This is a genomic window from Bacillus sp. J14TS2 (assembly GCF_018333015.1).
Taxonomy (GTDB): domain Bacteria; phylum Bacillota; class Bacilli; order Bacillales; family Bacillaceae_C; genus Lederbergia.
Genome location: NZ_BORE01000002.1, coordinates 444,927 through 457,540 on the forward strand (window position 1 = coordinate 444,927; position 12,614 = coordinate 457,540).

A 12,614-nucleotide genomic window follows, 5' to 3' on the forward strand; every position below is an offset into this window, starting at 1 on the left:
TGTCTCAGAACATTTGCTTGTCGCCGATAGGCGGGCGCCTTGCGCTTTTGTTCTTGTTAAGGAAACTATAAAATTCTTGGCTTGTGGATAAGTTGTTTTTGAGTTTTGTCATCTAGCTCCAGCGCCCAGCGACTAGCAAACTTTCAGCTTCTTCCTACGATAAGTCAACATCGGCTCATGCTTCGCCGTGTATCCTTTATCTCAGGCCTACAGGATGTAGGTCAGAACAGCGTTGCACCAGGACGGCGCGTTTTTAGCTGTTCATCCTTACTATGAAAGTTTGTACGTCGCTAAACGGGCGCTTGCGCTTTTGTTCTTAATTGGATTTGAGTTGTTCAAGTTCTTTTAGGAACTTCGAATTCAATACTTTGATATATGTTCCTTTCATTCCTAAAGATCTTGATTCAATTACTCCGGCACTTTCAAGTTTTCTCAAAGCATTAACGATGACAGAGCGAGTAATCCCCACACGATCTGCGATCTTAGAAGCAACTAAGAGACCCTCGTTTCCATTCAGTTCTTCAAAGATATGTTCAATTGCTTCTAATTCACTATACGATAATGAACCAATCGCCATTTGGACAACCGCTTTACTTCTTGCCTCTTCTTCGATCTCTTCCGCTTTTTCGCGAAGAATCTCCATTCCTACAACTGTAGCACCATACTCAGCCAATAATAGATCGTCATCATTAAATTCAGTCTCTAAGCGAGCAAGAATTAATGTGCCAAGACGCTCTCCACCACCAATAATTGGGACAATCGTCGTAAGGCCTTCCGCAAACAAATCTTTATTTTCAACAGGAAAGGCTGTGTAATCACTGCTCATTCCAAGATTAGATGACGTTTCGGAAACGCGAAGTAAGTTATTTGTATACTCTTCCGGAAACTGACGATCTGCAAGTATTTTTTTCATTCTATCGTTTTCAATTTGCATATTAATAGCAAAACCGAGCAATTTTCCCCTTCTGCTTAATACAAAAATATTTGCTTGAATCACGTCACTTAAAGTTTCAGACATCTCTTTAAAATTTACTGGTTTCCCTGCAGCCTTTTGGAGCATTGCGTTAATTGTTCTTGTTTTTGATAATAAATCCATTGTTTGTTCCTCCTAATTACGATCCATATTCTAAATTTTTCTTCGTTGTAATATTGTGTTTTATATAAATGTTAAGCTATTTACAAAAATAAAGAGATGCTCATTTGAAGTAAAACATTACTTAAAGTATAAATTGGCTCAGATCTTTGTTTTGTGAAATAGCAGCTAACTTATCATCTACATAATTTTTCGTGATTTTTACCTTATCTAACGTTACTTCAGGTGCTTCAAAAGAAAGATCTTCCAAAAGTTTTTCTAAGATCGTTTGTAATCTCCTAGCACCGATGTTATCCGTTTCCTGATTTACGTTAAAGGCAATTTCAGCTAGTCGGTATACAGCATCGTCTGTAAATTCAATTTGTATACCTTCTGTTTCCAATAAAGCAATATATTGTTTGACAATGGCATTGTCTGGCTCTGTAAGTATACTAACAAAGTCTTGTATCGATAATTTCTCTAGTTCAACTCTAATCGGAAATCTCCCTTGTAATTCCGGGATAAGATCCGATGGTTTGGAGATATGAAAGGCTCCAGCTCCAATAAACAGGATATGATCTGTCTTGATAGGACCGTATTTCGTGACAATCGTTGATCCTTCCACAATCGGGAGAATATCCCTTTGCACTCCTTCTCTAGAGACATCTGCAGATGCTGAACCACTGTTTTTACTAGCGACTTTGTCTATTTCATCAATAAAAATGATCCCCGTTTGTTCAGCTCGATAAATGGCCGTCTGTGTGACATCATCCATATCAATTAATTTTTGAGCTTCATCATTTGTTAAAATAATTCTTGCTTCTCTGACTGGAAGCTTCCGCTTTTTCTTTTTCTTAGGCATTAGGTTTCCAAGTGCATCTTGCATAGACATCCCCATTTGTTCCATTCCCGATCCTTGCAGCATGTCAAACATGGATGGTTGTTGTTCTTCCACTTCTACTTGAACAAGATAATCTTCTAATTCACCTAATGCTAATTTTTTAGCAATAGCATCCCGTTTTTCTTTTGTACTCATTTCTTCCTGTGTATCCGTTGTTTCATCTGTTTCATCACTTTGATTGCCAAAAATCATTTCAAATGGATTTTTAAAATTCTCTGTCTTCTTTTTACTTGGCACAAGTAACTCGACAAGGCGTTGATTTGCTAATTTTTCCGCTTGGCCCTTTACTTCATTCATTTTTTCTTCTTTCACAACACGAATGGAGGTTTCCATTAGATCCCGAATCATAGATTCCACATCACGGCCAACATAACCGACTTCCGTAAATTTTGTTGCCTCTACCTTTATGAAAGGAGCCCCAACTAATTTCGCCAATCTTCGTGCAATTTCCGTCTTCCCAACACCTGTAGGTCCAATCATCAAAATATTTTTAGGGATAATCTCATCTTTCATATCATCATTTAATTTTTCACGACGAAATCGATTACGAAGTGCTACGGCTACAGCCCTTTTGGCCTCTTTTTGTCCAATAATATATTGATCGAGCTTTTCAACAATCTGACGTGGAGTCATGTTTAAGCCTTTCATTTCTGTTTCCAAACAATCTCCTCCTTCATAGCCACCATCATTATAACTCTTCGACAATAATATTTCGATTTGTATAAACACAAATGTCTGCTGCAATTTCTAAAGACGCACGTGCAATTTCTTTAGCCGATAAAGCTTCCGAAGCATAGTTCTTAAGGGCGCGACCAGCTGATAAAGCATAATTCCCACCAGAACCTATAGCTAAGATACCGTCATCCGGCTCAATCACTTCTCCAGTCCCAGAAACAAGTAATAAATTATGCTTATCCATAACAATCAGCATTGCTTCAAGCTTTCTTAATACTTTATCACTGCGCCATTCTTTAGCTAATTCCACAGCTGCTCTTTGTAGATTTCCGTTATACTCTTGTAGTTTACTCTCGAATTTTTCAAACAATGTAAAAGCGTCTGCAACTGAACCTGCAAAACCAGCTACAACACGATCATTAAAGAGCTTTCGTACTTTTTTCGCTGTATGTTTCATTACAACAGCATTTCCAAAGGTAACCTGCCCATCACCGGCCATAGCACATTCTCCGTTATGTTGAACAGCAAATATAGTTGTTGCATGAAATTCTCCCATTTTCTGGGCCTCCTTCACTCATTATGCTCGAGGATGATGATTCATATATGTTTTTCTTAAATGATCTTTGGTTACATGTGTATAAACTTGAGTCGTAGCCAATTGGGAATGTCCAAGTAATTCTTGAACCGTTCGCATATCTGCGCCATTATTAAGTAAGTGTGTAGCAAAGGTATGACGAAGCATATGGGGGTGAATTTTCCTAGTCATCGATGCTGTTTCGATTATTTTGGATAAAATATATCTTACACCTCTTGATGTAAGTGGTCCCCCACGGGAATTGATAAATAAAAATGGATGTTCATCTTTGCTATTCATTAATTGATTTCTTACATTATGAATATAATTCTGTAAGGCTTCAGAAGCAAAATGACCAAAAGGAATATATCGTTCCTTTCCTCCTTTTCCTCTTACCAAGACTGTTTCCATATCAAAGTCAATATCTTTCAATCGAATACCTGTACATTCACTAACTCTTATTCCTGTAGCATATAACAATTCAAGAAGGGCTATATTTCTTTTCCCCAGGAGGGTTGTTTGATCGCACGCTTTAAAAAGCAAAGAAATCTCTTCTTCATAGAAAAAGCTAGGAATCCTTTTCTTTGCTTTAGGCTGTACAACATATGTGAAAGGATTCTCTGTTATAAGCTTTTCTCGCATCAAAAACTTATAGAAGCTTCTTAAACAAGAGATTTTTCTTGCTGCCGACGATCTAGCTAGTTTCCTTTGATAAAGTTCTGTTACATATAAACGTGCATCCGAATATTCTACTTCCTGAACGGAATCAATTCCTTGTGATTTCATGAACAAAAAGAATTGCTCCAAATCCTTTTTATAAAATTCAATTGTGTAGGAAGAATAATTTTTTTCAATTTGCAAGTATTCAATAAAAGAAAAAAACAACTCGTCTAAAGTTTCTTTCATCCCCTCACCTCATAAGGCTATTAAATAGTATCATAATTTATTTGCCATAGCAATAAATGTTACATATTTTTCACAAAGTTTTGAATTATTGTATTCAAAAGCCACTCGAGCGATTTACTCTTATTTATTTTACCTCATTCATGCTCATATTAAAAATTTAGCGACTTAAAAAACTATTCCGGTTGATGGCTGGAATAGCTTTTACATACTTATAAATTGCTTACAATCAATAATGCAGGGCAGGACGTGTTCATTCTTTTTGTCCAGCTCCAGCGCCTAGCCCCTCGAGGTCAAATTACCCTTAACCTTGGAAGGGAAAAGCACCCTCCCTAGGTTAGTCGGGGCTGAACAGGCGCCTTCGCTTTTCTTTATTGCACGGGTTTTTCTTTGTAGTCGCAATCTTTACATTGTACTTGAATGCCTTTTTTGATTTTCTTTTCTACGAGTACGCCATTGCATTTTGGGCAGGGACGCGCTAAAGGTTTATCCCAGGAAACAAAGTCGCATTTTGGATAACGGTCACAGCCATAGAACAAACGTTTTTTCTTGCTTTTTCTTTCAATTATATTTCCTTCTTTACATTTAGGGCACTGGACACCGATTTGTTTAACAATTGGTTTCGTGTTTCGACAGTCGGGAAAATTACTACATGCCATAAACTTGCCATAACGGCCCATTTTAATAACCATTGGATTCCCACATTTTTCACAATCTTCTCCTGCGGGTTCATCCTTTACTTCTATTTCTTCCATTTCTTCTTCTGCTTTTTCAAGATCCTTTTCAAAGTCTTGATAAAATTCATCTATAATCGCAACCCATTTTACTTTTCCTTCTTCGATTTCGTCCAACTCGGATTCCATTTTCGCTGTAAAAGCAACATTAATGATTTCCGGGAAAAATTCCATCATAAGTTCATGGACCAGTTCACCTAATTCAGTGGGTACAAATCTTTTATTATCTAGTGCTACATATCCACGTCTTTGGATGGTATCTAAAGTTGGCGCATAAGTGGAAGGACGACCAATCCCTAGTTCTTCCATCGTTTTTACAAGTCTTGCCTCGGTATAGCGGGGAGGTGGTTGTGTAAAATGTTGCTTAGGCAACAATTTTTCCGCCATCACTTTATCTCCCTCTTGAAGATCTGGAAGCATATTTTCTTTTTCTTCTTGCTGATCATCCGTACCTTCCACATATACTTTCATAAATCCAGGAAACTTCACCTTTGAGCCATTCGCGCGAAATATTACAGAACCGTTCAACATATTAACCGTCATCGTATCCATAATCGCCGATGCCATTTGACTAGCAACAAATCTTTCCCAAATTAACTTATATAGACGCAATTGATCTCTGGATAAATAAGTCTTTACTGAGCTTGGCTGTCTATTAACACTTGTTGGACGAACAGCTTCGTGAGCATCTTGGGTATTTCCTTTCTTGGCAGTTTTGGATTGTCCTGCCTTGTTGAATTCCTTACCATATTGAGTCGTAATATACTCAGTTGCTTCCTTCTGCGCAACTTCAGAAATTCTCGTCGAGTCTGTCCTCATATAAGTAATTAATCCAACGGTTCCTTCTTTCCCAATTTCAATTCCTTCATAGAGTTGTTGAGCAAGCATCATTGTCTTTTTCGCTCTAAAGTTTAATTTCCGAGCTGCTTCCTGTTGTAAAGAAGAAGTAGTAAAAGGTAATGCTGGATGCCTTTTCCTTTCTTTTTTCACCACAGAATCGACTAGAAATTCTTTTCCCTTTAACAATTTCATAATGTCATCTACATCTTCTTTGGAACTTAATTTCTTTTTCTTGCCATTCAGGCCAAAATAATCTGCTTGAAAAGCCTTTTTCCCTTTTTTAAAATCGCCAGTAATCGACCAGTATTCTTCTGGAGTAAATTGCTTTATTTCATTTTCCCGATCAATTATAATTCTTACCGCTACAGATTGTACTCTCCCAGCACTTAATCCCTTTTTGACCTTTTTCCAAAGAAGAGGACTTATATTGTAGCCTACCAATCTGTCTAAAATTCGTCTTGCCTGTTGAGAGTCGACGAGATCCATATTAATGGCTCTTGGATGCTTAAAGGAGTCCTTGATGGCATCCTTGGTAATTTCATTAAAAACAACTCGGCAATCTGATTGAATATCGACCCCTAAACTATTTGCTAAATGCCAAGCAATTGCCTCCCCTTCACGATCCGGGTCAGCCGCTAAATAAACTTTTTTTGCCTTTTTCGCAGCTGTTTTTAATTCTTTTAAGATCGGTCCTTTCCCTCTTATGGTGATATATTTAGGTTGAAATTGATTTTCAACATCGATTCCCGTCTGACTTTTCGGCAAATCGATTACATGTCCCATAGAGGCTTTTACTTTATATTTTTTTCCTAAATATCGTTCAATGGTTTTCGCCTTTGCTGGCGATTCCACTATCACTAGATAATCAGACATAAAAAAATCCTCCCTAAAGCTCTAATAACCATAAACATCTTTTTTTATCCTAGTGCAAGTGTCTGTATGACCATCCCTCAAAACGTTGAAGTCTGAGTGAAGGGAAACGGACACTAACATCTCAATAAATCTCGCTAATCATCAGTGAAGGATGAAGCTCCCACTGATGGCAGTCTCATTTTATTTTGCTTCATCGTTAGGTATATTTGTTAACACGTTAAATCAGAGTAAATACTATATGGCTCCCTACAATTTGTCAATCATAAGCACGTAGGCACTATGTTACATGGCACTTCTCTTTAATTAGAAAAAAGATTTCTCTAAATGAGAAGTTTTTTTATTTATAACTTGTTTGTGAAAGAAAGTCAATTTTTGAAATATAATTCTTCAAAAATATCTTCACTTGAACTAACGAGCTTAGCACCTTGTTGAATAAGATGATTGGTGCCTTCGGATAGCTTATGATGAATCGGTCCAGGAAATGCAAAAACCTCTCTTCCTGCATCTAACGCCATGTCAGCGGTAATTAATGAACCACTTCGTTTTTTAGCTTGAATAACCAGTGTTCCGGCAGACAAACCAGCAATAATTCGATTTCTCATTGGAAAATGCCATTTTTCAGGTTTTCTTATAGGTGGGTATTCCGAGAGGATTAGATGTTCTTTTGTCATGAAATCTGCAAGTTTTCTATTTTCACGAGGATATACATGAAAAAGCCCGCCACCTAAGACACCAATTGTCTTGCCTCCATATTCAATTGCTTGTTTATGGGCGATCGTATCCGCCCCCTTAGCCAATCCGCTAACAATCGTCAATTTCTCACGTATTAAATCTGGCATCACGGTTCGAAGAGAATTTTCAGCAAAATGATCTGAATCACGAGCTCCAACAATGGCGAATAATCTCCTTTGCATCAAATTAAGGTTTCCTTGAGAAAATAACACCAATGGTGGATCGTGAATCTCTTTTAATAGGGAAGGATAATCAGCATCCATAATGGTCATAAAATGAATATTCCGAGATTGATAGAGTCGAAATAATTGATCAGGATTAATTGAATGAAACTCTTTTAAAAAAGGTTGTAGCTTTTGATTATTCAAACGGAAAATTTGTTGGAGTCTCGCTGGAGACATTGTATAAAGATGGGTTAAGGATGGGTCTAATTGAAGGAGTTTTCTAATGGAGTGATTACTTAGGAAGTTAGAATGGACTAAGTGAAATAATTTGTCTCTAAATATTTTAACCAACCCTTTCTATTTATTATCATACATAGATAGCCCCTCGTCTTAGCGAAAAGGGGCTATCTACACAAATTTCATTGATATTAATGTGTTTTACATTTCTCGTATAGACCTTTGTTCTTAAGTTCTTTAATCATGGTTTCACCAATAACAGAAGGTGTTTCTGCTACTTCTATCCCACAATCATTCATCACGCGGATTTTCTCATCAGCTGTTCCTTTTCCGCCAGAAATGATGGCCCCTGCATGTCCCATTCTTTTTCCTGGAGGTGCTGTACGTCCACCAATAAATCCGACGACTGGCTTTTTCATATTTTCTTTGATCCAATGAGCAGCTTCTTCTTCCGCAGTCCCGCCAATTTCACCAATCATAATAACTGCTTCTGTTTCAGGATCTTCATTAAAAGCTTTTAAAGTATCGATGAAATTTGTGCCATTCACCGGGTCGCCACCAATACCAACAGCTGTTGATTGACCGACACCTTCTTGTGATAATTGATGAACCGCTTCATATGTTAGAGTTCCTGATCGGGAAACAACGCCTACATGACCTTTTTTATGAATGTATCCAGGCATAATGCCGATTTTACATTCATCTGGAGTAATAACTCCCGGGCAGTTCGGCCCAACTAATCTTGTTTTCTTTCCTTCCATATAACGGACAACTTTGACCATATCTAATACTGGAATATGTTCAGTAATACAGATGACGAGATCCATTTCGGCGTCAACGGCTTCTAAGATCGCATCCGCTGCAAAAGGAGCTGGAACATAAATGACAGACGCATTGGCCCCAGTCTCATTTACTGCATCTTCTACCGTATTGAAAACAGGAACTCCCTCTACCTCGGTTCCACCTTTACCTGGAGTAACGCCACCAACAATTTTGGTTCCGTATTCAAGCATTTGTTTTGTATGGAATTGTGCTGTAGAACCAGTGATTCCTTGCACAATGACTTTTGTATTTTTATCAACAAAAACACTCATGATTTTCCCTGCCTTTCCTATTTCGAATGGTGCGCATCAACTTATTTAAATGTTTTCATAAATCGAGATTAACCAACTAGTTCAACGATTTTTTGTGCTCCATCAGCCATTGAATCAGCTGCAACAATTTCAATCCCTGATTCATTCAAAATTTTCTTTCCTAACTCAACATTTGTTCCTTCTAATCGAACAACAAGTGGAACCTCAAGCCCTACTTCCTTAGCAGCTTGTATAACACCCGTAGCAATGACATCACATTTCATAATTCCACCGAAAATATTAACAAAAATTCCTTTTACATGTTGATCCGAAAGAATAATTTTGAAAGCCTCTGTCACTTTCTCTGCCGTTGCACCGCCCCCAACATCAAGGAAGTTAGCTGGATCACCGCCATAATGCTTAATAATATCCATTGTAGACATTGCGAGTCCTGCTCCATTGACCATACAGCCAATATTTCCATCAAGCGCTACATAGCTAAGATCATATTTCGATGCTTCGATCTCTTTTGGATCCTCTTCATCCAAATCACGGTATTCAAGGATATCCTTATGTTTAAATAATGCATTATCATCGAAATTAAGTTTTGCATCCAATGCCATAACATTTCCATCACCTGTTACAACAAGGGGATTAATTTCAGCTATCGAGCAATCATTATCAATAAATGCATTGTATAGGCTCAGCATGAATTTCGCAGCTTTTCCAATTAGTTCTTTTGGTATATTGATATGAAAGGCCAATCTACGCGCTTGGAATCCTGTCAAACCAACAACTGGATCAATTGTTTCGTAGAAAATCTTATCAGGTGTATTTGCCGCAACCTCTTCGATCTCGGTACCACCCTCTTCAGATGCCATCATTACCACTCGATCTGTGGCACGGTCCACTACAACTCCAACATAATATTCTTTTTTGATATCGCACCCTTCTTCAATAAGAAGACGTTTTACTTCTTTTCCTTCAGGGCCTGTCTGATGGGTTACAAGTGTTTTTCCTAATATTTCATTCGCATATGTACGAACTTCTTCTAATCCTTTTGCTACTTTTACCCCGCCAGCTTTTCCTCTTCCACCAGCGTGAATTTGTGCTTTTACGACACAAACATCAGTGCCAAGTTCTTGTGCTGCTTCTACTGCCTCATCAATATTAAAAGCGACTTTTCCGTTAGGGACAGTCACTCCATATTTTCTGAGGATTTCTTTACCTTGATACTCATGGATATTCATTTTCCATCCTCCTGTCATACAGTAAAAAATTGAGTTGCCGTTTCTATTGTATTAAACTGGCAACTTTATGTCCACTATTTGAGCGGTTACTAATGTTTATCTTGGTACGACCATCAACTCAACTACATAGAACGAGATCGCAATCTCCATAACAACTTAAGAGCTAGCAACCGTTGATTACCGATCCAAGCGGGCTTGCGATGAGTCTATAAAACTCACTTTAGGAATCATCAGCCTTTTCTTGATCCAACCGATAGACAAAAGCAAATACTTCTGCAACAGCCTGGTATAATTCTTCAGGTATTGCTTCATTTATGTTCAGTTGTCCTAATAATTCAAGTAAGGCAGGGTCTTGTTGGATAGGAATTTCATTGTCTTTAGCCTTTTCCAAAATATTCTCTGCTATTAATCCTTTTCCTTTCGCCAATACGATCGGTGCCTCATGTTTTTCCCTTTGGTAACCAAGCGCAATTGCTTCTTTTCGATTTTGTTCTTTCTGATTCTTCATACTCTAATATCAACCCCAGTATCAAAGCTTGTATGATTCGAAAATGGGTGCCTGCTCATTTGCTTGTTTCGATTATCACCTGTCTTAAAGTGAACGCCAGACAAACTATAGTTAAGCTCTTCTAAACCTGCTTGCAAAATTGGGATAAATGATTGAGCCTGTGCTTTTATTTCATGCCAATCATTGATGATAAGAACATGGACAATCCGGTTTTGAACTTGCATATTCACAATCGTCGAATTTAGATTTTCTAAATCTAAATAAAACATAATATGACAATAATCAGGATCAAATTGCCCATTATCTGTTTTTCTCCCTGTCCACTGAATTGTAAAATCTTTCAAAAGAGAACCCAGTTGAATAGGAATTTCATAAAGATGTGTCTGGAAAGTATGATTGCTAATCGAAAGAAGATGCTGACCGTTCATTCTTAATAATAAATTTTCTGCAGCTTCCTGAATGCTTGCATTCATCAGGGCTGAATTTTCTTGTACCAGTTTTACGATTAGGGGTTTGAATAATGTACCGATTGTCTCTTTATTTACTTGATTATGAAATAGCTCTGCTTCATAATTCAGTCCTAGCATTGATAGAGATTGCTTCATTTTAGCTAAAAATACTTCTCTTCCAAAACTGTCGGCTCCGCCTTTTTCTAGCAAATTCACAGTCATATCCCAATTTTCCAGTAGATTTAACAAGGATTTTGCTGTCTCACTATGAGTTTCTTGAGCTAACAGCAGTTGCCTTAACTGACCAATGGAAGAAGATAATGGCGTTGTTTCTTTCGTTATAGCGTACAAAGATTTAAAAATACTATCAGTAACAGGTAACTGTTTTTTACTGACCATCTTTAAAACCTGCATGGCTGCCTCAGCATCATCCACAGTAGATAGGAAACGAGCTCCCTTCTGAACTTCCTCCTTCGTAAAACGAAGTTGTTCATCCATTAAAAATTCTGTGAATTTATGGTTTAGCTTTGTATCGCGAAGTCCTAGCAACTGAGGAGAAAGAGGGGATTTCATTGTATTGAAAGATTTATGTTCTTTATCAAGGACTTTTAAGGTCATTTCTCCTGATTGATAAGAAACTTGAAACCAATAACCTTTACCACTTACTAGAGGAGCTTCCAATTTCGCCATTAGCTTGTGGCTTCCCAGACGGATTTCCGCATATTGACCTGAAAAAAGCTTACCCAATTTCCCATAAAAAATTTGTCCTGATTTAAAGGCTGCACCTTTTCCTTCGCTTACAGTTTGTAAAAAGGAACGAATGATCGATTCAAATTGCATTTTTTGCTAATCCCTTTCTTCATATAGAGATTTAATCGGTGCAAATGAAGTACGATGAATCGGGCATGACCCCAATTGCCTAATTGCTTCTAAATGTCTTTTCGTTCCATAACCCTTATGCTCTTGGAATCCATATCCAGGATATTGAGTTTCATAATCATTCATTAATTGATCCCTTGTTACCTTCGCAATAATCGAAGCTGCTGCAATGCTTACACTATTCATATCGCCTTTCACAATGGAGGATTCAGGATAAATACTATTTAATTGAACGGCATCAATCAATAAAAAGTCTGGTCTCACCTGTAAATTCTGTAAAGCAATAAGCATCGACTTTTTGGTTGCTTGTAAAATATTCACTTCATCTATTTCTTTTGCAGAAATCATCCCGATTCCAACAGCAACAGCCTTATCCATAATTTGCTCGTAAAGTTGATTGCGTCTATTAATCGTTAATTTTTTTGAATCATTTAATCCTAATATGTAATAATTTTCAGGCAAAATGACAGCTGCAGAAACAACTGGCCCTGCAAGTGGGCCGCGTCCTACTTCATCTATTCCTGCAATGAAATGGTACCCCATTTGCCGAGCCTTTCTTTCATGATGAGACATCGCCTCATATTGCATGAAACGGCTTTTCTCTAAATCCTTTTGTTTGTACCAACGCTGTAAAAGCGTTTGTACTCCTTTTCGTGAATCCATTTTTAATTGCATTAAGAATGGGTCATCCCCGTTATTTATTTCTAAAAGGATTGCTTCAATTTCACGGATGGATAATGTATTTATACT

At 37.6% G+C, this 12,614-nt stretch carries 11 protein-coding genes; all 11 read right to left on the reverse strand.

All coding sequences use genetic code 11. The annotated features are described in order from the left end of the window. Positions 1–316: 316 nt before the first annotated feature. Entirely contained in the window at positions 317–1,096 is a 780-nt protein-coding gene (gene codY, locus KI375_RS04695) for a GTP-sensing pleiotropic transcriptional regulator CodY (protein WP_212972366.1), read from the reverse strand. Between the two features lie 121 nt (positions 1,097–1,217). Next, complete coding sequence (gene hslU / locus KI375_RS04700; RefSeq protein ID WP_212972436.1) at positions 1,218–2,621, reverse strand: ATP-dependent protease ATPase subunit HslU; 1,404 nt, start codon at positions 2,619–2,621, stop codon at positions 1,218–1,220. A gap of 40 nt (positions 2,622–2,661) precedes the next feature. Next, positions 2,662–3,204 (reverse strand): ATP-dependent protease subunit HslV, encoded by a 543-nt coding sequence (gene hslV, locus KI375_RS04705; protein ID WP_207452941.1) that lies wholly within the window; start codon positions 3,202–3,204, stop codon positions 2,662–2,664. Between the two features lie 21 nt (positions 3,205–3,225). Beyond that, positions 3,226–4,128: a tyrosine recombinase XerC gene (gene xerC, locus KI375_RS04710; RefSeq protein WP_212972367.1), complete on the reverse strand. Its 903-nt coding sequence runs from the start codon at positions 4,126–4,128 to the stop codon at positions 3,226–3,228. A 368-nt stretch (positions 4,129–4,496) separates the two neighbouring features. Further along, a complete protein-coding gene (topA, locus tag KI375_RS04715; protein WP_212972368.1) occupies positions 4,497–6,572 on the reverse strand; it encodes a type I DNA topoisomerase in 2,076 nt (691 codons plus the stop codon). 365 nt (positions 6,573–6,937) lie between these two features. Further along, the gene (gene dprA, locus KI375_RS04720) at positions 6,938–7,672 is read right to left on the reverse strand and encodes a DNA-processing protein DprA (RefSeq protein ID WP_244852269.1); all 735 of its coding nucleotides are present in this window, start codon (positions 7,670–7,672) and stop codon (positions 6,938–6,940) included. Between the two features lie 224 nt (positions 7,673–7,896). Beyond that, positions 7,897–8,799 carry a succinate--CoA ligase subunit alpha gene (gene sucD, locus KI375_RS04725; protein ID WP_207452945.1) on the reverse strand — a complete coding sequence of 301 codons (903 nt, stop codon included), beginning with the start codon at positions 8,797–8,799 and terminating at the stop codon, positions 7,897–7,899. A 68-nt stretch (positions 8,800–8,867) separates the two neighbouring features. Beyond that, the gene (gene sucC, locus KI375_RS04730; protein WP_212972370.1) at positions 8,868–10,028 is read right to left on the reverse strand and encodes an ADP-forming succinate--CoA ligase subunit beta; all 1,161 of its coding nucleotides are present in this window, start codon (positions 10,026–10,028) and stop codon (positions 8,868–8,870) included. Between the two features lie 220 nt (positions 10,029–10,248). Next, the gene (locus tag KI375_RS04735; protein WP_207452947.1) at positions 10,249–10,536 is read right to left on the reverse strand and encodes an EscU/YscU/HrcU family type III secretion system export apparatus switch protein; all 288 of its coding nucleotides are present in this window, start codon (positions 10,534–10,536) and stop codon (positions 10,249–10,251) included. Further along, positions 10,533–11,825, reverse strand: coding sequence for a hypothetical protein (locus KI375_RS04740; protein WP_212972371.1), 1,293 nt, complete (start codon positions 11,823–11,825; stop codon positions 10,533–10,535). Before KI375_RS04740 ends, KI375_RS04735 begins: the two co-directional genes overlap by 4 nt. 6 nt (positions 11,826–11,831) lie before the next feature. Then, a complete protein-coding gene (locus KI375_RS04745; RefSeq protein ID WP_212972437.1) occupies positions 11,832–12,611 on the reverse strand; it encodes a ribonuclease HII in 780 nt (259 codons plus the stop codon). Between the last annotated feature and the right edge of the window lie 3 nt (positions 12,612–12,614).

Bases quoted from the DNA above. Each gene is read 5' to 3' on its own strand.
- sucD (WP_207452945.1), bottom strand. From the start codon at position 8,799: ATGAGTGTTTTTGTTGATAAAAATACAAAAGTCATTGTGCAAGGAATC.
- hslU (WP_212972436.1), bottom strand. From the start codon at position 2,621: ATGAAAGGCTTAAACATGACTCCACGTCAGATTGTTGAAAAGCTCGAT.
- KI375_RS04740 (WP_212972371.1), bottom strand. From the start codon at position 11,825: ATGCAATTTGAATCGATCATTCGTTCCTTTTTACAAACTGTAAGCGAA.
- sucC (WP_212972370.1), bottom strand. From the start codon at position 10,028: ATGAATATCCATGAGTATCAAGGTAAAGAAATCCTCAGAAAATATGGA.
- xerC (WP_212972367.1), bottom strand. From the start codon at position 4,128: ATGAAAGAAACTTTAGACGAGTTGTTTTTTTCTTTTATTGAATACTTG.
- hslV (WP_207452941.1), bottom strand. From the start codon at position 3,204: ATGGGAGAATTTCATGCAACAACTATATTTGCTGTTCAACATAACGGA.
- topA (WP_212972368.1), bottom strand. From the start codon at position 6,572: ATGTCTGATTATCTAGTGATAGTGGAATCGCCAGCAAAGGCGAAAACC.
- KI375_RS04735 (WP_207452947.1), bottom strand. From the start codon at position 10,536: ATGAAGAATCAGAAAGAACAAAATCGAAAAGAAGCAATTGCGCTTGGT.
- codY (WP_212972366.1), bottom strand. From the start codon at position 1,096: ATGGATTTATTATCAAAAACAAGAACAATTAACGCAATGCTCCAAAAG.